The sequence below is a fragment of the Ensifer sp. ENS07 genome (assembly GCF_014852185.1).
In the GTDB taxonomy this organism is placed as follows: Bacteria; Pseudomonadota; Alphaproteobacteria; order Rhizobiales; family Rhizobiaceae; genus Ensifer; species Ensifer adhaerens.
The window spans coordinates 976,259-993,042 of record NZ_JACVBE010000001.1 but is presented as its reverse complement, the minus strand read 5'-3'; the positions used below and the strand labels follow the sequence as shown (position 1 = coordinate 993,042).

General features: G+C 59.2%; 27 protein-coding genes. All 27 read right to left on the bottom strand.

Features of this window, described 5'->3' with window-relative positions; genetic code table 11:
* Nucleotides 1-61 precede the first annotated feature (61 nt).
* Complete coding sequence (rpsM, locus tag IB277_RS04990) at nucleotides 62-430, bottom strand: 30S ribosomal protein S13 (protein ID WP_034795586.1); 369 nt, start codon at nucleotides 428-430, stop codon at nucleotides 62-64.
* A gap of 232 nt (nucleotides 431-662) precedes the next feature.
* Entirely contained in the window at nucleotides 663-1,241 is a 579-nt protein-coding gene (locus IB277_RS04985; protein WP_034795582.1) for an adenylate kinase, read from the bottom strand.
* Nucleotides 1,238-2,578, bottom strand: a complete 1,341-nt coding sequence (secY, locus tag IB277_RS04980; protein WP_034795578.1) for a preprotein translocase subunit SecY — start codon at nucleotides 2,576-2,578, stop codon at nucleotides 1,238-1,240. Before secY ends, IB277_RS04985 begins: the two co-directional genes overlap by 4 nt.
* A gap of 233 nt (nucleotides 2,579-2,811) precedes the next feature.
* Nucleotides 2,812-3,282, bottom strand: a complete 471-nt coding sequence (rplO, locus tag IB277_RS04975; RefSeq protein WP_034795576.1) for a 50S ribosomal protein L15 — start codon at nucleotides 3,280-3,282, stop codon at nucleotides 2,812-2,814.
* A gap of 13 nt (nucleotides 3,283-3,295) precedes the next feature.
* Nucleotides 3,296-3,499 (bottom strand): 50S ribosomal protein L30, encoded by a 204-nt coding sequence (gene rpmD, locus IB277_RS04970; protein ID WP_043623384.1) that lies wholly within the window; start codon nucleotides 3,497-3,499, stop codon nucleotides 3,296-3,298.
* 12 nt (nucleotides 3,500-3,511) lie between these two features.
* Complete coding sequence (gene rpsE / locus IB277_RS04965) at nucleotides 3,512-4,081, bottom strand: 30S ribosomal protein S5 (protein ID WP_034795569.1); 570 nt, start codon at nucleotides 4,079-4,081, stop codon at nucleotides 3,512-3,514.
* Between the two features lie 128 nt (nucleotides 4,082-4,209).
* Nucleotides 4,210-4,572: a 50S ribosomal protein L18 gene (gene rplR, locus IB277_RS04960; RefSeq protein WP_034795567.1), complete on the bottom strand. Its 363-nt coding sequence runs from the start codon at nucleotides 4,570-4,572 to the stop codon at nucleotides 4,210-4,212.
* Between the two features lie 12 nt (nucleotides 4,573-4,584).
* Nucleotides 4,585-5,118, bottom strand: coding sequence for a 50S ribosomal protein L6 (rplF, locus tag IB277_RS04955; RefSeq protein WP_034795564.1), 534 nt, complete (start codon nucleotides 5,116-5,118; stop codon nucleotides 4,585-4,587).
* Nucleotides 5,119-5,164: 46 nt separating this feature from the next.
* Nucleotides 5,165-5,563 carry a 30S ribosomal protein S8 gene (gene rpsH / locus IB277_RS04950; protein ID WP_025426677.1) on the bottom strand — a complete coding sequence of 133 codons (399 nt, stop codon included), beginning with the start codon at nucleotides 5,561-5,563 and terminating at the stop codon, nucleotides 5,165-5,167.
* A gap of 12 nt (nucleotides 5,564-5,575) precedes the next feature.
* Entirely contained in the window at nucleotides 5,576-5,881 is a 306-nt protein-coding gene (rpsN, locus tag IB277_RS04945) for a 30S ribosomal protein S14 (protein ID WP_034795562.1), read from the bottom strand.
* A gap of 34 nt (nucleotides 5,882-5,915) precedes the next feature.
* Nucleotides 5,916-6,473: a 50S ribosomal protein L5 gene (gene rplE, locus IB277_RS04940; RefSeq protein WP_034795552.1), complete on the bottom strand. Its 558-nt coding sequence runs from the start codon at nucleotides 6,471-6,473 to the stop codon at nucleotides 5,916-5,918.
* Nucleotides 6,466-6,777 carry a 50S ribosomal protein L24 gene (gene rplX, locus IB277_RS04935; protein WP_025426674.1) on the bottom strand — a complete coding sequence of 104 codons (312 nt, stop codon included), beginning with the start codon at nucleotides 6,775-6,777 and terminating at the stop codon, nucleotides 6,466-6,468. Before rplX ends, rplE begins: the two co-directional genes overlap by 8 nt.
* 14 nt (nucleotides 6,778-6,791) lie before the next feature.
* On the bottom strand, nucleotides 6,792-7,160 hold the full coding sequence (rplN, locus tag IB277_RS04930) for a 50S ribosomal protein L14 (protein WP_034795548.1): 369 nt from the start codon (nucleotides 7,158-7,160) through the stop codon (nucleotides 6,792-6,794).
* A 178-nt stretch (nucleotides 7,161-7,338) separates the two neighbouring features.
* A complete protein-coding gene (gene rpsQ / locus IB277_RS04925; protein WP_034795546.1) occupies nucleotides 7,339-7,575 on the bottom strand; it encodes a 30S ribosomal protein S17 in 237 nt (78 codons plus the stop codon).
* 12 nt (nucleotides 7,576-7,587) lie between these two features.
* Nucleotides 7,588-7,788, bottom strand: a complete 201-nt coding sequence (rpmC, locus tag IB277_RS04920; protein ID WP_034795543.1) for a 50S ribosomal protein L29 — start codon at nucleotides 7,786-7,788, stop codon at nucleotides 7,588-7,590.
* Between the two features lie 11 nt (nucleotides 7,789-7,799).
* Entirely contained in the window at nucleotides 7,800-8,213 is a 414-nt protein-coding gene (rplP, locus tag IB277_RS04915) for a 50S ribosomal protein L16 (RefSeq protein WP_011975175.1), read from the bottom strand.
* 38 nt (nucleotides 8,214-8,251) lie between these two features.
* Complete coding sequence (gene rpsC / locus IB277_RS04910) at nucleotides 8,252-8,986, bottom strand: 30S ribosomal protein S3 (protein WP_034795537.1); 735 nt, start codon at nucleotides 8,984-8,986, stop codon at nucleotides 8,252-8,254.
* Entirely contained in the window at nucleotides 8,986-9,375 is a 390-nt protein-coding gene (gene rplV / locus IB277_RS04905; protein WP_034795534.1) for a 50S ribosomal protein L22, read from the bottom strand. Before rplV ends, rpsC begins: the two co-directional genes overlap by 1 nt.
* Nucleotides 9,376-9,377: 2 nt before the next feature.
* Nucleotides 9,378-9,656, bottom strand: a complete 279-nt coding sequence (gene rpsS / locus IB277_RS04900) for a 30S ribosomal protein S19 (RefSeq protein ID WP_018239488.1) — start codon at nucleotides 9,654-9,656, stop codon at nucleotides 9,378-9,380.
* A 15-nt stretch (nucleotides 9,657-9,671) separates the two neighbouring features.
* Nucleotides 9,672-10,508, bottom strand: a complete 837-nt coding sequence (rplB, locus tag IB277_RS04895) for a 50S ribosomal protein L2 (protein ID WP_034795526.1) — start codon at nucleotides 10,506-10,508, stop codon at nucleotides 9,672-9,674.
* Nucleotides 10,509-10,551: 43 nt separating this feature from the next.
* A complete protein-coding gene (locus tag IB277_RS04890; protein ID WP_034795524.1) occupies nucleotides 10,552-10,845 on the bottom strand; it encodes a 50S ribosomal protein L23 in 294 nt (97 codons plus the stop codon).
* The gene (gene rplD, locus IB277_RS04885; RefSeq protein WP_034795521.1) at nucleotides 10,842-11,462 is read right to left on the bottom strand and encodes a 50S ribosomal protein L4; all 621 of its coding nucleotides are present in this window, start codon (nucleotides 11,460-11,462) and stop codon (nucleotides 10,842-10,844) included. Before rplD ends, IB277_RS04890 begins: the two co-directional genes overlap by 4 nt.
* 12 nt (nucleotides 11,463-11,474) lie before the next feature.
* Nucleotides 11,475-12,161, bottom strand: a complete 687-nt coding sequence (gene rplC, locus IB277_RS04880; protein ID WP_090302246.1) for a 50S ribosomal protein L3 — start codon at nucleotides 12,159-12,161, stop codon at nucleotides 11,475-11,477.
* 139 nt (nucleotides 12,162-12,300) lie between these two features.
* Nucleotides 12,301-12,609 carry a 30S ribosomal protein S10 gene (rpsJ, locus tag IB277_RS04875; protein WP_003507767.1) on the bottom strand — a complete coding sequence of 103 codons (309 nt, stop codon included), beginning with the start codon at nucleotides 12,607-12,609 and terminating at the stop codon, nucleotides 12,301-12,303.
* 320 nt (nucleotides 12,610-12,929) lie between these two features.
* Entirely contained in the window at nucleotides 12,930-14,105 is a 1,176-nt protein-coding gene (gene tuf, locus IB277_RS04870) for an elongation factor Tu (RefSeq protein ID WP_034795467.1), read from the bottom strand.
* Nucleotides 14,106-14,175: 70 nt separating this feature from the next.
* On the bottom strand, nucleotides 14,176-16,275 hold the full coding sequence (fusA, locus tag IB277_RS04865) for an elongation factor G (protein ID WP_034795515.1): 2,100 nt from the start codon (nucleotides 16,273-16,275) through the stop codon (nucleotides 14,176-14,178).
* A gap of 33 nt (nucleotides 16,276-16,308) precedes the next feature.
* A complete protein-coding gene (rpsG, locus tag IB277_RS04860) occupies nucleotides 16,309-16,779 on the bottom strand; it encodes a 30S ribosomal protein S7 (protein WP_034795512.1) in 471 nt (156 codons plus the stop codon).
* Nucleotides 16,780-16,784 lie beyond the last annotated feature (5 nt).

The following is a 16,784-nucleotide window of genomic DNA, read 5'->3' as shown; positions in this document are numbered from 1 at the left end:
TCCAAACTGCAAAAGGAGGCCGGCGCTTGACACCAGCCTCCCAATCTCCCTTTTCGGGAAATTACTTCTTCTTACCGGCAATCGCCTTCGCCGGACCCTTGCGGGTGCGGGCGTTGGTGTGGGTGCGTTGACCGCGAACCGGCAGGCCACGACGGTGACGCAGGCCGCGGTAGCAGCCGAGGTCCATCAGGCGCTTGATGTTCATCGAGGTCTCGCGACGCAGGTCACCTTCGACCTGGTAGTCGCGGTCGATCGTTTCGCGGATCTGCAGGACTTCAGCGTCCGTCAGCTGATGCACGCGACGATCAGCCGGAATACCGACCTTCTCGATGATTTCCTGTGCGAATTTCGGGCCGATCCCGTGAATGTAGGTCAGCGCAATAACTACGCGCTTTGCCGTCGGGATGTTGACGCCAGCGATACGTGCCACGTCTATTCTCCTTGCGTTCCAGTTGCCATCCGGCAATAGGTGCTTCGTTACGCGACCTCGAAGAGCCGCACGTTGATTGAGGTTCGAGACACGTCAAAAACGACCGTACCCGGACTTCATTTTCTTTGAAGACCGCGCCGACCGCTCTCATGTCGCGAGTTGGCGCTGTCTTTGGCGGAATCGGCCGGAAAAGTCAACTCCCCGGCAGTTCCTTTTCGGCAAAGACCAGTGTCTAAGCCAGAATCTTCTCGATCTCGGCGGTGACGGTGTTCACTTCCGCCATGCCATCAACCGTTCTGAGCTGCCCCGTTCCGGCGTAGTGCTCCGAGAGCGGCGCCGTCTTTTCACGGTACTCGGTCAGCCGGCGCTTGAAGGCTTCCGGATTGTCGTCCGAACGGACGGTTCCGCCGGCTGCGATGGTTTCCGCTACGCGATTCTCCATCCGCTTTACAAGGGCTGCCTCGTCGACCTTGAGCTCGATTACGGCATCGAGCTTCAGACCCTTGCCCTCGAGCATCTTGCCGAGCGCAATCGCCTGCGGAACCGTGCGCGGGTAACCGTCAAGGATGAACCCCTTCGCGCAGTCCGGCTGGTCGATGCGATCCGACACGATTTCGTTGACGATCTCATCGGATACCAGCTGACCGGCATCCATGACCGCCTTCGCACGCTTGCCGACCTCGGTCGCCTGGGCGACGGCCGCCCGCAGCATATCTCCTGTGGAAAGCTGCGGAATGCCGTATCTCTCCGTCAGAAGCTTGGCCTGTGTCCCCTTGCCAGCGCCCGGCGGTCCCAAAAAAATCAGTCTCATCGTCCCCTCTTTCCTCCGCGCAGCTTCGACTTCTTGATCAGCCCCTCATATTGCTGTGCGATGAGGTGGCCCTGGATCTGTGCTACCGTATCAAGGGTGACGCTGACAACAATCAAAAGCGACGTACCACCAAGGTAGAACGGCACGCCGGTCTGAGCGATCAGAACTTCCGGCAGAATGCAGACGAAGATCAGATAGGCCGCACCGATCACGGTGATGCGCGTCAGGACATAATCGATATATTCCGCGGTACGCTCGCCCGGACGAATGCCCGGAATGAAGCCGCCGTGCTTCTTCAGATTGTCAGCCGTATCCTTCGGATTGAACACGATCGCGGTGTAGAAGAAGGCGAAGAACGCGATCATCGCACCGTAAAGCACCATGTAGAGCGGCTTGCCGTGCGCAAGTGCGCCAACCACGGTGGTCGCCCAACCCGGCAGCGTCGCCGTATTGGCAAAGCCTGCGAGCGTTGCCGGCAGAAGCAGCAGCGACGAGGCGAAGATCGCCGGGATGACGCCCGCGGTGTTGAGCTTCAGCGGCAGGTGCGAGGTGTCGCCCTGGAACATGCGGTTGCCGACCTGGCGCTTCGGATACTGGATCAGAAGCCGCCGCTGCGCACGTTCGACGAACACGATGAGCGCGATGACGCCGACGACCATGACGATGATCGCGAGGATCAGCGGGGTGGACAGAGCGCCGGTGCGGCCGAGTTCGAGCGTGCCAGCGAGAGCCGTCGGCAGATGTGCGACGATACCGGCGAAAATGATCAGCGAGATGCCGTTGCCGATGCCGCGCGAGGTGATCTGTTCACCGAGCCACATCAGGAACATGGTGCCGCCAAGCAGAGAAATGACGGTCGAAACACGGAAGAACCAACCCGGATCGTTGACGAGGCCGTTGCCGCTCTCGAGACCGACGGCGATGGCGTAAGCCTGCGCCGTGCCGAGAAGCACCGTGCCGTAACGGGTGTACTGGTTGATGATCTTGCGGCCCTGCTCGCCTTCCTTTTTCAGCTGTTCCAGTGCCGGAACGACAGAGGTCATCAGCTGAACGATAATCGAAGCAGAGATATAGGGCATGATGCCGAGCGCGAAGATCGCCATGCGCTCAACTGCACCGCCCGAAAACATGTTGAAGAGGCCGAGGATACCGCCGCTCTGGCCGCGGAATGCCTGGGCAAACGCTTCCGGGTTAAGACCGGGCAGCGGGATATAGGTGCCAAGACGGTAAACCAGAAGCGCACCAAGCGTGAACCAGAGCCGTTTCTTCAGATCTTCCGCCTTGGCGAAAGTCGAGAAATTCAGGTTCGAGGCGAGCTGTTCCGCTGCAGAAGCCATGCAATTCTCCGCGTACCAAATCTCGGAATCAGCGGGAACACCCGGTCCGTTCCGGAAGGACTAACTTTTCGTCTTGAAAACCGGACGCGAGGCGATTGTGTCTGCAATCGGATGCCTCACCGTGGTTTCCGCTATGTCCGCCGCGGCGAGCGATTCGCGCTTGCGGACGTGAGGCTCACATATGGGAGCAAAACCGCCCGGAGTGAAGCACCCCGGGCGGTTCATCAATAATATTATTCAGCAGCCGCAGCGAGCAGCTTGATCGAGCCGCCAGCCTTTTCGATCTTCTCGATCGCCGACTTGGAAGCACCGGCAACTTCGAGCGAAACCTTCGCCTTCAGTTCGCCGTCGGCCAGAACGCGGACGCCGTCCTTTTCGCGACGGATGACGCCGGCAGCCTTGAGGGCAGCTGCGTCAACGGTCTTGGAAGCATCGAGCTTCTTGGCGTCGATTGCCGTCTGGATACGGCCGAGCGACACGACAACAAACTCCGAAGCGAAGATGTTGTTGAAGCCGCGCTTCGGCAGACGACGGTAGATCGGCATCTGGCCGCCTTCGAAGCCGTTGATGGCGACGCCCGAACGAGCCTTCTGACCCTTCACACCGCGACCGGCGGTCTTGCCGGAGCCCGAGCCGATACCACGGCCAAGACGCTTACGGCTGTGGGTCGAGCCTTCGTTGTCCTTGATTTCATTCAGTTTCATGAGCTTATCCCCCTCACTTCTCGTCGACGACGCGAACGAGGTGCTGGACGGTCCGGATCATGCCACGGACAGACGGAGTGTCTTCCAGCGTGCGAACCCGGTGCATCTTGTTGAGGCCCAGGCCGATCAGCGTCTGACGCTGTACGGCCGGACGGCGAATGGGGCTACCGATCTGCTCGACGGTAACGGTCTTCGCTGCGACTTCTTTCTTAGCCATCTGTCAGCTCCCTTATTCTTCGGAAGCAGCGCCGGAGGAAACACGACGAGCCTGGAGCGTGGCGTACTTCATGCCGCGCTGAGCTGCGATGTCCTTCGGGTGCATCTGGTTCTTGAGGGCGTCGAACGTTGCGCGAACCATGTTGTAGGGGTTCGACGAACCGGTCGACTTGGCAACGACGTCATGAACGCCGAGCGTTTCGAAGACGGCGCGCATCGGGCCACCAGCGATGATACCGGTACCGGCCTTGGCCGAACGCAGCAGCACCTTGCCGGCGCCATGACGACCGTGAACGTCGTGATGCAGGGTACGACCACCACGCAGCGGGACGAAAATCAGGTCGCGCTTTGCGGCTTCGGTTGCCTTGCGGATGGCTTCCGGCACTTCGCGTGCCTTGCCATGACCGAAGCCAACGCGGCCCTTCTGGTCGCCAACGACGACGAGAGCGGCGAAACCGAAACGACGACCGCCCTTCACCACCTTGGCGACGCGGTTAATTGCTACGAGCTTATCGACAAATTCGCTGTCGCGCTCTTCGCGGTTCTGGCGATCTTCGCGAGAACCCTTTCTTTCCTGTGCCATTGTCCTTTTCCTTTTTCTTTTCCGGGTGCAATCGGCAGATTGACAAAAGTCGCCCCCGTCCGATGGATCGGATGCGACCGGAAACCTATGAGAGTGCCAGGCAGGCGCAACGCCCGCCTGGCGACCGATCAGAAGTTCAGACCACCTTCACGGGCAGCATCGGCCAAAGCCTTGATGCGGCCGTGATAGATGAAGGCGCCACGATCAAAGACAACGTCCTTGACGCCAGCCTTAGCGGCACGCTCAGCGATGAGCTTGCCGACGGCAGCAGCAGCTGCCGTGTCAGCGCCCGTCTTCAACGACGAACGCAGATCGGTATCGAGCGTGGAGGCAGACGCAAGCGTCTTGCCGGCCACGTCGTCGATAACCTGTACGTAGATGTTCTTCGACGAGCGATGAACCGACAGGCGCGGACGGCCATTGGCGACCGCCTTGATTTGACGGCGCACGCGGTTGGCGCGACGCACAAGAGTATCTTTCCTGCTAGCCATTTCGCGTGATCCTTACTTCTTCTTGCCTTCTTTGCGGACAATCCGCTCTTCGGCATACTTGACGCCCTTGCCCTTGTAGGGCTCGGGGCCGCGGTATTCGCGGATTTCCGCGGCAACCTGGCCGACCTGCTGCTTGTTGATGCCGGACACGATGATTTCGGTCGGCTTCGGAACAGCAATCGTGATGCCTTCCGGGGTCTGGTAGACGACGTCGTGGCTGAAGCCGAGCGCCAGCTGCAGGTTCTTGCCCTGCAGCGACGCACGATAACCAACGCCGTTGATTTCGAGCTTGCGCTCGTAACCGTCCTTGACGCCCTTGAAGATGTTCTCGATCATCGTGCGGGACATGCCCCACTTCGAACGAGCATCCTTGCTCTGGCTGAGCGGCTGTACAACAACCGCATTTTCTTCGAGCTTTACCGATACTTCGTCGTTTGCAACAAAGAACAGTTCGCCCTTCGGGCCCTTCGCCGTTACCTTCTGGCCATCAACGCTTGCCGTGACGCCTGCCGGAACCTGAACGGGCTTCTTACCGATACGAGACATTTTTATACCTGTCTGTTCGCTATGGAGAACTTGCTACCGTCTTCGATTAGAAGACGGAGCAAAGGATCTCGCCACCAACATTCTGTTCGCGTGCCTGATGATCGGCCATCACGCCCTTCGGGGTCGAAAGGATGGTGATGCCGAGGCCGTTCGCGACCTGCGGAATGGACTTAACCGAGACATAAACTCGGCGGCCCGGCTTGGAGACGCGTCCGATCTCACGGATCACGGAAGCGCCTTCGTAGTACTTCAGTTCGATGTTCAGCTCGGCCTTACCGTTGCCGAATACGACTTCGGAGTAACCACGGATGTAGCCTTCAGCCTGAAGAACATCCAGAACACGTGCACGGAGCTTCGAAGCCGGCGTGGAAACGCTCGACTTGCGGCGAGCCGCGCCGTTACGGATACGGGTGAGCATATCGCCCAGCGGATCAGTCATTGCCATGTGCCCGTCTCCTTACCAGCTCGACTTGACAATACCCGGCACCTTGCCGAGGTTGCCCAGTTCGCGAAGCGCAATACGCGACATACGAAGTTTACGATAGAAGGCGCGCGGACGGCCGGTAACTTCGCAACGGTTGCGGATGCGGGTCTTGGATCCATCGCGCGGCAGGCCTGCCAGCTTGATGGTTGCCTTGAACCGCTCTTCAATCGGCAGAGACTGGTTCATGATGGTCGCCTTCAGAGCGGCACGCTTTGCAGCCTGCGAGGCAACCAGTTTGCGGCGGCGCTTGTTCTTTTCAACTGCGCTCGTTTTCGCCATTACAGTTATCCTTCTTTACGCTTGTCGTTACGGATTACTGACGGAACGGGAAGTTGAACTCTGTGAGCAGAGCGCGAGCTTCGTCGTCGTTAGTAGCCGTCGTGCAAACGATGATGTCCATGCCCCACATCTGATCAACCTTGTCGTAGTTGATCTCAGGGAACACAATGTGTTCCTTGACGCCCATGGCGAAGTTGCCACGTCCGTCAAAGGACTTCGGATTGAGGCCACGGAAGTCGCGAACGCGCGGAAGCGCGATGTTCACGAGGCGATCCAGGAACTCAAACATCCGAACGCCGCGCAGGGTAACCTTGGCACCGATCGGCATACCTTCGCGAAGCTTGAAGCCTGCGATGGAGTTGCGAGCGCGGGTGATTACCGGCTTCTGACCAGCAATCGCTGCGAGGTCGGCTGCAGCAACGGTCGGCTTCTTGGAGTCGCCCGTCGATTCGCCAACGCCCATATTGATGACGATCTTGTCGAGGCGCGGGATCTGCATTTCGTTGGCGTAGGAGAACTTCTCCTGCATAGCCGCACGAATACGCTCGACATATTCCTTCTTGAGCCGCGGCTCGTAAGCGGACTTAGCCATCGATCACTACTCCCGAACGCTTGGCCACGCGGACCTTCTTGTCGCCATCGATCTTGAAACCGACGCGGGTCGGCTTGCCGTCCTTCGGATCGGCAATCGCGATGTTCGAAAGATGGATCGAGGCTTCCTTGTTGATGATGCCGGCTTCCTGGCTCTGGGTCTGGCGCTGGTGACGCTTCACCATGTTTACGCCACGCACGACAGCCCGGTCTTCCTTCGGCATTACCTGTACGACTTCGCCGGTACGACCCTTGTCCTTACCGGTGAGAACGACGACTTTGTCGCCTTTGCGAATCTTTTGCATCTCTCAACGCTCCCTTAGAGTACTTCTGGAGCCAGCGAGATGATCTTCATGTGGTTCTTGGCGCGAAGTTCGCGCGGAACCGGTCCGAAGATACGGGTGCCGATCGGCTCTTTCTTGTTATCGATAAGAACGGCTGCGTTGGTGTCAAAGCGGATGACAGAGCCATCCGGACGGCGGATGTCCTTCGCAGTGCGAACGACAACAGCCTTCATGACATCACCCTTCTTTACGCGGCCGCGCGGAATGGCTTCCTTGATCGAAACGACAATGATGTCGCCGACCGACGCATACTTGCGCTTGGAGCCGCCCAGCACCTTGATGCACATGACACGACGTGCGCCGGAATTATCCGCCACGTCGAGGTTTGTTTGCATCTGAATCATGTCAGGTCGCCTTCTTGTTGTTACCAGGCCGGTTGGGTCGAAACCCCCTCGCCCGGCTTATAGTGCTCATCTCAAAGCAAAAGAACGCCCGGAATCGAGCGTTCCCCTGCTTCAATTGCGTGCTTCATACAGGTATTTTCCCAAGACGCAAGGGTCTTGGCGTCAAAACCTGCTGAAATCAAGCGTGGGCGGCGACTACCGTCCAGCGCTTATCCTTCGAGATCGGCGCACATTCCTCGATGGAAACGACGTCACCAACCTTGTACTGGTTGTTTTCGTCATGCGCCTTGTACTTCTTGGAGCGACGGACGGTCTTCTGGAGGATCGGATGCGCAAAGCGGCGCTCGACCCGTACGACGACGGTCTTGTCGTTCTTGTCGCTGACAACAGTGCCCTGCAGAATGCGTTTCGGCATATTTTCTGGTCCTTAGGCCTTGGCTTCTGCCGCCTTCTGGCGGGCAATGGTTTTGACGCGTGCGATGTCCTTGCGGACTTCGTTGATACGCGAAGACTTCTCGAGCTGGCCGGTTGCCTTCTGGAAGCGCAGGTTGAACTGCTCCTTCTTCAGCTTGGCGAGCTCTTCGTTGAGTTGATCGGCGCTCAGGGCGCGAACATCTACGGCTTTCATGAGTTCACTCCTTACTCTGCGATACGCTGCACGAAGCGCGTCTTGACAGAGAGCTTGGCAGCGCCAAGACGAAGTGCCTCACGGGCAAGTTCTTCGCTGACACCATCGATCTCAAACATCATTCGGCCGGGCTTGACCTTGCATGCCCAGTATTCGACCGAACCCTTACCCTTACCCATGCGGACTTCCGTCGGCTTGGCGGTGACCGGAACGTCAGGGAACACACGGATCCAGACGCGGCCGGCGCGCTTCATGTGACGCGTGATCGCGCGGCGGGCCGCTTCGATCTCGCGTGCATTCACGCGGTTGGGTTCCTGAGCCTTAAGGCCGAATTCGCCGAAAGCGAGATCAGATCCGCCCTTGGCTACGCCCTTGATGCGGCCCTTGAACTGCTTGCGATACTTCGTACGCTTTGGCTGCAACATTTTTTTACTTCTCCGATATTGGCTGCCAAACGCGAATGTTACGCGTTTTCACGACGGCGGTCACGATCGCCACGGTCGCGATCACGGCCTGCCGGGCCCTGGTTGTCACTTTCGATCGCGCGACGCTCCGAAGCCATCGGATCGTGCTCAAGGATTTCGCCCTTGAAGATCCAGACCTTGATGCCGCAGATACCGAAAGCGGTTTCCGCTTCAGCCGTGCCGTAGTCGATGTCCGCACGCAGCGTGTGCAGCGGAACGCGACCTTCGCGGTACCATTCGGTACGAGCGATTTCGGCGCCACCGAGGCGGCCGGCGCAGGTGATCTTGATGCCTTCGGCGCCAAGACGCATGGCCGACTGAACAGCGCGCTTCATCGCACGGCGGAAAGCCACGCGGCGCTCGAGCTGCTGGGCAATCGACTGAGCGACGAGGGTCGCGTCGACTTCCGGCTTGCGCACTTCAACGATGTTGAGGTGCGTTTCGGAGCTGGTCATCTCGGAAAGCTTCTTGCGGAGCTTCTCGATGTCAGCGCCCTTCTTGCCGATGATCAGGCCCGGACGAGCGGAGTGGATCGTGACGCGGCACTTCTTGTGCGGACGCTCGATTACCACCTTGGCGATGCCGGCAGCCTTCAGTTCTTCCATCAGGTAAGCGCGGATCTTCAGGTCTTCGTGAAGAAGCTGGCCGTATTCGGCGTTGTCCGCGAACCAGCGGCTGTCCCAGGTCCGGTTGATACCGAGACGGAAGCCGATCGGATTAATCTTCTGACCCATTATGCGGCCTCCCCTTTGGCTTCCACTTCACGGACGACGATCGTCAAGTGCGAGAACGGCTTTTCGACACGCGATGCACGGCCGCGACCACGAGCGTGGAAGCGCTTCATGACAATCGACTTGCCAACGTAAGCTTCTGCAACGACGAGCGAATCGACGTCGAGATCGTGGTTGTTCTCCGCGTTTGCGATGGCAGATTCAAGGGTCTTCTTGACCGTCTCTGCAATGCGCTTGCGGGAGAATTCCAGTTCGGCCAGAGCGCGATCGACCTTCTTGCCGCGGATCATCGCGGCAACCAGGTTGAGCTTCTGGGGGCTGACGCGGATCGTGCGCGCAACTGCCTGCGCCTCATTATCCTTCAGCCGGCGTTCGGCTTTTGCCTTGCCCATTGTTACTTCCTCTTTGCCTTCTTGTCCGCACCGTGACCGTAGTAGGTCCGGGTCGGAGAGAATTCACCAAACTTGTGGCCGACCATGTCTTCGTTGACGCTGACCGGAACGTGCTTGCTGCCGTTGTAGACGCCGAAGGTGAGACCGACAAACTGCGGAAGGATCGTGGAGCGACGGCTCCAGATCTTGATCACTTCGTTGCGACCGCCTTCGCGGACCTTCTCAGCCTTCTTGAGAAGATAACCGTCAACGAACGGACCTTTCCATACTGAACGAGTCATTCGAGACTTCCTCTCTTACTTCTTCTTCTGGTGGCGCGAGCGCATGATGAACTTGTCGGTCGACTTGTTCGAGCGCGTACGCTTACCCTTCGTGGGCTTGCCCCACGGGGTAACCGGGTGACGACCACCCGAGGTACGGCCTTCACCACCGCCGTGCGGGTGGTCAACCGGGTTCATGACGACACCGCGAACGTGCGGCTTCTTGCCACGCCAACGCGAACGACCAGCCTTACCGTCATTGATGTTGCCGTGGTCGGGGTTCGACACGGCGCCGATCGAGGCGAGGCAGGAACCATGCACCAGGCGCTGTTCACCAGAGTTCAGGCGAAGGATCGCCATGCCCTGGTCGCGGCCAACGAGCTGTGCGTAGGTACCGGCGGAGCGGGCCATCTGGCCGCCCTTGCCCGGCTTCATTTCCACGTTGTGGATGATGGAGCCGACCGGGATGTACTGCAGCGGCATCGTGTTGCCGGGCTTCACGTCAACGGCCTTTTCCGAAGCGATGACCTTGTCGCCAGCAGCAAGGCGCTGCGGAGCGAGGATGTAGGCCTTTTCGCCGTCGGCGTAGTTGACGAGCGCGATGAACGCGGTGCGGTTCGGGTCGTATTCCAGACGCTCGACCGTGCCTTCAACGTCGAACTTGCGACGCTTGAAGTCCACCAGACGATAGGTGCGCTTGTGACCGCCGCCCTGGAAGCGAACGGTGATGCGACCGAGGTTGTTGCGACCGCCCTTGGAGGACAGGCCCTCGGTCAGCGCCTTTACCGGCTTGCCCTTGTAGAGGCCGGACCGGTCAACGATGACCAGCTGGCGCTGGCTCGGGGTCGTCGGATTGAAACTTTTCAATGCCATTTTCTTGTTCCCTTTTGGGTTTTTACCCTAATGGGCCTATCCGTTAGAGACCGGTGGAGACGTCGATGGACTGACCGTCGGCGAGCGTAATGACCGCCTTCTTCACGTCCTTCTGCTTTCCGGCAAAGCCGCGGAAACGCTTCGTCTTGCCCTTGCGGACCAGCGTGTTCACGGCCGTAACCTTGACGCCGAACAGAGCTTCGACTGCAGCCTTGATTTCAGGCTTCGAAGCGTCCTTGGCGACGTTGAAGACGACCTGGTTCTGTTCGGAAACCAGCGTCGACTTTTCAGTGATCGAGGGGGACACGATCACGTCGTAGTGGCGAAGATCCGTCATTTGAACCGCTCCTCCAGAGCTTCCACGGCAGCCTTGGAAAGCACGAGCTTGCCACGGCGCAGAATGTCGTAAACGTTGATGCCCTGAACCGGCAGAACGTCCACGTTCGGGATGTTCTGGGCTGCGAGCTTGAAGTTGTTCTCGATCTCGGCGCCGCCGATGATGAGAGCGTTGGTGAGGCCGAGCGACGCGAATACGCCGGCGAGAGCCTTCGTCTTGGCTTCCTTGGCAACGAGATCGTCGATGACGATGATCTCTTCAGCCTTCAGCTTGGCCGAGAGTGCATGGCGCAGGCCGAGAGCGCGAACCTTCTTCGGCAGGTCATGGGCGTGGCTGCGAACAACCGGGCCATGAGCCTTGCCACCGCCGCGGAACTGCGGAGCACGAGCGGAGTGGTGGCGGGCGCGGCCCGTACCCTTCTGCTTGTACATCTTGGCGCCGGTGCGGGACACTTCAGCGCGGCCCTTGGCCTTGTGCGTGCCCTGCTGCTTCTTGGCGAGCTGCCAGCGAACGACGCGGGCAATGATGTCTTCACGGGGTTCGAGGCCGAAAATGGCGTCAGAAAGAGAAACCTTTCCTGCGTCCTTGCCCTCGAGGGTTTTGACGTTGAGATCCATTATTCGGCTCCCTTACTTCGATGCTTCGGCGCGCACAGCGGCCGGACGCGGAGCGCCTTCCGGGGTGCCCGACTTGATGGCGTCACGAACGACGATCCAGGCACCCTTGGAGCCGGGGACAGCGCCCTTGACCAGGATCAGACCGCGGTCTTCATCGGTCGATACGACTTCGAGGTTCTGAGTGGTGACGCGCGTCTGGCCCATGTGACCAGCCATGCGCTTGCCCTTCCAAACGCGGCCCGGGTCCTGGTTGGAACCGGTAGAACCATGCGAACGGTGCGATACGGAAACGCCGTGCGTTGCACGCAGACCGCCGAAGTTGTGGCGCTTGATGGCGCCGGCAAAGCCCTTACCGATCGTGGTACCGGTGACGTCGACGAGCTGACCGGTGACGAAATGGTTCGCCGTCAGTTCTGCACCGATGTCGATCAGGTTGTCCGCGGAAACGCGGAACTCGACGAGCTTCGCCTTCGGCTCGACGTTGGCAGCAGCAAAGTGGCCGCGCATCGCCTTCGGCGTGTTCTTGACCTTGGAGCGGCCAGCACCGAGCTGGACAGCAACGTAGCCATTCTTTTCTTCCGTACGCTGGGCTACCACCTGGCAGCTTTCCAGCTTCAAAACTGTAACCGGGATATGCTCACCGGCGTCGTTATAGACGCGGGTCATTCCCACTTTCTGTGCAATCACACCTGAACGCATTGGTTCATTCCTCTTGAGAGTTAGTGACGGAGCGAGCCCCCTCACATCTCTGGTTTAAGGTTTCCTTGAGATCATCCGATCTTGAGGTCGCCCGTTTTTGGAAGCCGTTGGACCGAGGCCCACGTACCTTCCTTGTTTATTAAAGCTTGATTTCCACGTCGACGCCGGCAGCCAGGTCGAGCTTCATCAGCGCGTCAACGGTCTGCGGGGTCGGGTCTACGATATCGAGAAGGCGCTTGTGGGTGCGCATTTCGAACTGTTCACGGCTCTTCTTGTCGACGTGCGGCGAGCGGTTGACCGTAAACTTTTCAATGCGCGTCGGCAGCGGTACGGGACCGCGCACGCTTGCACCGGTACGCTTTGCAGTCGACACGATTTCGCGCGTCGAGGCGTCGAGGATCCGGTGATCAAACGCCTTGAGGCGGATGCGGATGTTCTGGCCGTTCATACGACTTATCCTTGTTCAGGTTACTTGCGGTTTCCGTGGAAAAACACGCAGTGAACTTCGTTTAATTTCGGCCAGTCCGCTAACTTTTCAAAGATCGGAGGGACAGGGTTTCCCCTGCCCCTTCCTATTTGAGCGGCCGTGGCCGGCCTGTCTTTCTGTGAGCGCACAACGTCGAAGCACCGTGCAAATCACGCGTGGGCGCCATTTGCACTATTTCGTCGTCTTCGGCAAGCCGTGCGACCAACTAAATCTTTCGGGGCGGGTATGTCCAAGGCGCATAGCACATGCGCCTTGTGTCTTCCCGCCCTCAGTCTCGTCGATTACTCGACGATCGAGGCAACGATGCCTGCGCCGACGGTACGGCCGCCTTCGCGGATTGCGAAGCGCAGCTTTTCTTCCATCGCGATCGGAACGATCAGCTCAACGGCAACGGTGACGTTGTCGCCCGGCATAACCATTTCCGTGCCTTCCGGCAGCGTCACGATGCCCGTCACGTCCGTCGTGCGGAAGTAGAACTGCGGACGGTAGTTGGTGAAGAACGGCGTATGACGGCCGCCTTCTTCCTTCGTCAGGATGTAGGCTTCAGCCATGAACTTCTTGTGCGGCTTGACCGAACCCGGCTTGCACAGGATCTGGCCACGCTCGACGCCGTCACGGTTAACACCACGGATCAGCGCGCCGATGTTGTCGCCGGCCTGGCCCTGGTCGAGCAGCTTGCGGAACATTTCAACGCCCGTAACCGTCGTCTTCGACGTGTCGCGGATGCCGACGATTTCGACTTCTTCGCCAACCTTGACGATGCCGCGCTCAACGCGACCGGTCACAACCGTACCACGGCCCGAGATCGAGAACACGTCTTCGATCGGCATCAGGAACGGCTGGTCGATCGGACGCTCAGGCGTCGGGATGTAAGCGTCAACAGCTGCCATCAGCTCGCGGATCGCGTCTTCGCCGATCTTCTTGTCCGAATCTTCCAGAGCAGCAAGAGCCGAGCCCTTGATGATCGGAATGTCGTCGCCCGGGAATTCGTAGGACGACAGAAGTTCGCGAACTTCCAGTTCGACGAGCTCGAGAAGCTCGGCGTCGTCAACCTGGTCGACCTTGTTGAGGAACACGACGATTGCCGGAACGCCAACCTGGCGAGCGAGCAGGATGTGCTCGCGGGTCTGCGGCATCGGGCCGTCAGCAGCCGAGCAAACCAGGATCGCGCCGTCCATCTGCGCTGCACCGGTGATCATGTTCTTGACGTAGTCGGCGTGGCCGGGGCAGTCAACGTGAGCGTAGTGACGGTTCGGCGTCTCATACTCAACGTGCGCCGTCGAAATCGTGATACCACGGGCCTTTTCTTCCGGAGCAGCGTCGATCTGGTCGTACGCCTTGAACTCGCCGAAGTACTTCGTGATCGCTGCGGTCAGCGACGTCTTGCCATGGTCAACGTGGCCAATCGTGCCAATGTTAACGTGCGGCTTGTTGCGCTCAAATTTGCTCTTTGCCATTTCCGGCTCTCCGTTTTCTATCCCCTACCGGGGAAAACTTTTAACTTCTGTCAGCGTCTTGGTATTCCGGTCACTTCTGACCGGAATACTTCGCCTGGATTTCCTGCGCGACGTTCGACGGAACCGGCGCGTAGTGATCGAAGGTCATCGTGTACTGCGCGCGGCCCTGAGACATGGAGCGCAGGTTGTCGACGTACTTGAACATGTTCGCCAGCGGAACGTTTGCGTTGATCACAACGGCAACGCCACGCGATTCCTGGCCCTGGATCTGGCCACGGCGGGAGTTCAGGTCGCCGATAACGTCGCCGACGTAGTCTTCCGGCGTTACGACTTCGACCTTCATCATCGGCTCGAGAAGCTGTGCACCAGCCTTCTTGGCCGCTTCACGGAAGCAAGCACGCGATGCGATTTCGAAGGCGAGAACCGACGAGTCGACGTCGTGGAATGCACCGTCGATGAGCGTCGCCTTGACGCCGAGCATCGGGAAGCCAGCGAGCGGACCCGAAGACAGAACGCTTTCGATACCCTTCTGAACGCCCGGGATGTATTCCTTCGGAACAGCACCACCGACGATCTTGGATTCGAAGACGAAATCTTCGCCATCCGGGTTCGGTTCGAACACGATCTTGACGCGCGCGAACTGACCGGTACCACCGGACTGCTTCTTGTGCGTGTAGTCTTCTTCGTGCTGACGCGTGATGGTTTCGCGGTAGGCAACCTGCGGAGCACCGACGTTGGCTTCAACCTTGAACTCGCGACGCATACGGTCGACGATGATGTCGAGGTGAAGTTCGCCCATGCCAGCGATGATCGTCTGGCCGGATTCCTGGTCGGTCTTGACGCGGAACGACGGGTCTTCAGCTGCCAGGCGGTTGAGCGCGAGGCCCATCTTTTCCTGGTCGCCCTTGGACTTCGGCTCGATCGCGATCTGGATGACCGGCTCCGGGAATTCCATGCGCTCGAGGATAACCGGCTTCAGCGGATCGCAAAGCGTGTCACCCGTGGTGGTTTCCTTGAGACCGGCAAGAGCAACGATGTCGCCTGCGAAGGCTTCTTCGATGTCTTCACGCGAGTTCGAGTGCATCTGCAGCATACGGCCGACGCGCTCGCGCTTGTCCTTGACCGTGTTCATGACAGACGAGCCCTTTTCGAGCTTGCCCGAATAGATGCGTGCGAAGGTCAGCGAACCGACGAAGGGGTCGTTCATGATCTTGAACGCGAGCATCGAAAGCGGCTCGGCGTCGTCAGCGTGACGCTCGATCTCGGCTTCGGTCTTGGCGTCGATGCCCTTGATCGCCGGAATGTCGAGCGGCGACGGCAGGTAGTCGACAACCGCGTCGAGAAGCGGCTGAACGCCCTTGTTCTTGAACGCGGTACCGCAGAACATCGGGTGGAACTTCACGTCGATGGTGCCGCGGCGAACGAGTTCGCGGATCTTGTCGTTCGAGGGCATGTTGCCTTCGAGGTAGGCTTCCATCGCGGCTTCGTCGATCTCGACAACGGTCTCGATCAGCTTCTCGCGATATTCTTCGGCCTTGTCCTTCATGTCGTCCGGAATCTCGACGACGTCCCACTGGGCGCCGAGCGATTCGTCGCGCCAGACGAGAGCGTTCATCTCGACCAGGTCGATAACACCCTTGAACTCGGTTTCAGCGCCGATCGGCAGCTGCATGACGACGGCGATCGCGCCCAGACGGGTCTTGATCATCTCGACCGAGCGGTAGAAGTCCGCGCCGGTCTTGTCCATCTTGTTGCAGAAGATCATGCGCGGAACGTTGTACTTTTCCGCCTGACGCCAGACGGTTTCCGTCTGCGGCTCAACACCGGCGTTGGCGTCGAGCAGCGCGATGGCGCCGTCGAGAACGCGCAGCGAACGCTCGACTTCGATGGTGAAGTCAACGTGGCCGGGGGTGTCGATGATGTTGAAGCGGCGAGCCTTGCCGTCACGACCCTTCCAGAAGGTGGTCGTCGCAGCAGACGTGATCGTGATGCCGCGTTCCTGTTCCTGCTCCATCCAGTCCATGGTAGCGGCGCCGTCGTGGACTTCGCCGATCTTGTGGGACTTGCCGGTGTAGTAGAGAATGCGCTCGGTCGTCGTGGTCTTGCCGGCGTCGATGTGCGCCATGATACCGAAGTTACGGTAGTCTTCGATTTTGTATTCGCGTGCCATAGTGGACTGCCTCTTGAGACGTTCGCGCCAGAATTACCAGCGATAGTGCGAGAACGCACGGTTGGCATCAGCCATCTTGTGCGTGTCTTCGCGCTTCTTCACGGCGCTACCACGGTTGTTCGCTGCGTCCATGAGTTCGCCGCAGAGGCGATCAACCATGGTCGTTTCGTTGCGCTTGCGTGCAGCCGTGATCAGCCAACGGATGGCGAGAGCCTGGCGACGCTCCGGACGAACGTCGACCGGAACCTGGTAGGTTGCACCACCAACGCGACGCGAACGCACTTCAACGTGCGGCGCGATGTTGTCGAGCGCGGAATGGAATACAGCGATCGGCTCCTGCTTCAGCTTGGCCTGAACCGCATCGAACGCACCGTAAACGATGGTTTCAGCGACCGACTTCTTGCCGTGCAGCATGATCGCATTCATGAACTTCGTAACAACCAGATCACCGAACTTCGGATCCGGGTTGATCTCACGCTTTTCTGCTCTATGACGTCTGGACATACTTC

What these genes read in the sequence shown, in the direction of transcription:
- rplC (WP_090302246.1), bottom strand. Translation starts at nt 12,161, where the DNA reads ATGCGTTCAGGTGTGATTGCACAGAAAGTGGGAATGACCCGCGTCTAT.
- rplV (WP_034795534.1), bottom strand. Translation starts at nt 9,375, where the DNA reads ATGGGCAAGGCAAAAGCCGAACGCCGGCTGAAGGATAATGAGGCGCAG.
- rpsE (WP_034795569.1), bottom strand. Translation starts at nt 4,081, where the DNA reads ATGGCACAGGAAAGAAAGGGTTCTCGCGAAGATCGCCAGAACCGCGAA.
- rplB (WP_034795526.1), bottom strand. Translation starts at nt 10,508, where the DNA reads ATGGCATTGAAAAGTTTCAATCCGACGACCCCGAGCCAGCGCCAGCTG.
- rplP (WP_011975175.1), bottom strand. Translation starts at nt 8,213, where the DNA reads ATGTTGCAGCCAAAGCGTACGAAGTATCGCAAGCAGTTCAAGGGCCGC.
- rpsQ (WP_034795546.1), bottom strand. Translation starts at nt 7,575, where the DNA reads ATGCCGAAACGCATTCTGCAGGGCACTGTTGTCAGCGACAAGAACGAC.
- rplE (WP_034795552.1), bottom strand. Translation starts at nt 6,473, where the DNA reads ATGGCTAAGTCCGCTTACGAGCCGCGGCTCAAGAAGGAATATGTCGAG.
- rpsH (WP_025426677.1), bottom strand. Translation starts at nt 5,563, where the DNA reads ATGGCAATGACTGATCCGCTGGGCGATATGCTCACCCGTATCCGTAAC.
- rpsS (WP_018239488.1), bottom strand. Translation starts at nt 9,656, where the DNA reads ATGACTCGTTCAGTATGGAAAGGTCCGTTCGTTGACGGTTATCTTCTC.
- rpmC (WP_034795543.1), bottom strand. Translation starts at nt 7,788, where the DNA reads ATGAAAGCCGTAGATGTTCGCGCCCTGAGCGCCGATCAACTCAACGAA.
- secY (WP_034795578.1), bottom strand. Translation starts at nt 2,578, where the DNA reads ATGGCTTCTGCAGCGGAACAGCTCGCCTCGAACCTGAATTTCTCGACT.
- rpsN (WP_034795562.1), bottom strand. Translation starts at nt 5,881, where the DNA reads ATGGCGAAAACGAGCGCAGTTGAAAAGAACAAGCGCCGCCGCAAACTG.
- rpsC (WP_034795537.1), bottom strand. Translation starts at nt 8,986, where the DNA reads ATGGGTCAGAAGATTAATCCGATCGGCTTCCGTCTCGGTATCAACCGG.
- rplR (WP_034795567.1), bottom strand. Translation starts at nt 4,572, where the DNA reads ATGGCTAGCAGGAAAGATACTCTTGTGCGTCGCGCCAACCGCGTGCGC.
- rpsG (WP_034795512.1), bottom strand. Translation starts at nt 16,779, where the DNA reads ATGTCCAGACGTCATAGAGCAGAAAAGCGTGAGATCAACCCGGATCCG.
- rplN (WP_034795548.1), bottom strand. Translation starts at nt 7,160, where the DNA reads ATGATTCAGATGCAAACAAACCTCGACGTGGCGGATAATTCCGGCGCA.
- tuf (WP_034795467.1), bottom strand. Translation starts at nt 14,105, where the DNA reads ATGGCAAAGAGCAAATTTGAGCGCAACAAGCCGCACGTTAACATTGGC.
- rplF (WP_034795564.1), bottom strand. Translation starts at nt 5,118, where the DNA reads ATGTCTCGTATCGGTAAGAAGCCCGTTCAGGTTCCGGCAGGCGTCACG.
- rplD (WP_034795521.1), bottom strand. Translation starts at nt 11,462, where the DNA reads ATGGATCTCAACGTCAAAACCCTCGAGGGCAAGGACGCAGGAAAGGTT.
- rpsJ (WP_003507767.1), bottom strand. Translation starts at nt 12,609, where the DNA reads ATGAACGGCCAGAACATCCGCATCCGCCTCAAGGCGTTTGATCACCGG.
- IB277_RS04890 (WP_034795524.1), bottom strand. Translation starts at nt 10,845, where the DNA reads ATGACGGATCTTCGCCACTACGACGTGATCGTGTCCCCCTCGATCACT.
- IB277_RS04985 (WP_034795582.1), bottom strand. Translation starts at nt 1,241, where the DNA reads ATGAGACTGATTTTTTTGGGACCGCCGGGCGCTGGCAAGGGGACACAG.
- fusA (WP_034795515.1), bottom strand. Translation starts at nt 16,275, where the DNA reads ATGGCACGCGAATACAAAATCGAAGACTACCGTAACTTCGGTATCATG.
- rplX (WP_025426674.1), bottom strand. Translation starts at nt 6,777, where the DNA reads ATGCAAAAGATTCGCAAAGGCGACAAAGTCGTCGTTCTCACCGGTAAG.
- rplO (WP_034795576.1), bottom strand. Translation starts at nt 3,282, where the DNA reads ATGAAACTGAATGAAATCAAGGACAACGAAGGCTCGACCCACAGCCGT.
- rpmD (WP_043623384.1), bottom strand. Translation starts at nt 3,499, where the DNA reads ATGGCTAAGAAAGAAGTCGCAGCGAAGACCGTTACCGTCGAGCAGATC.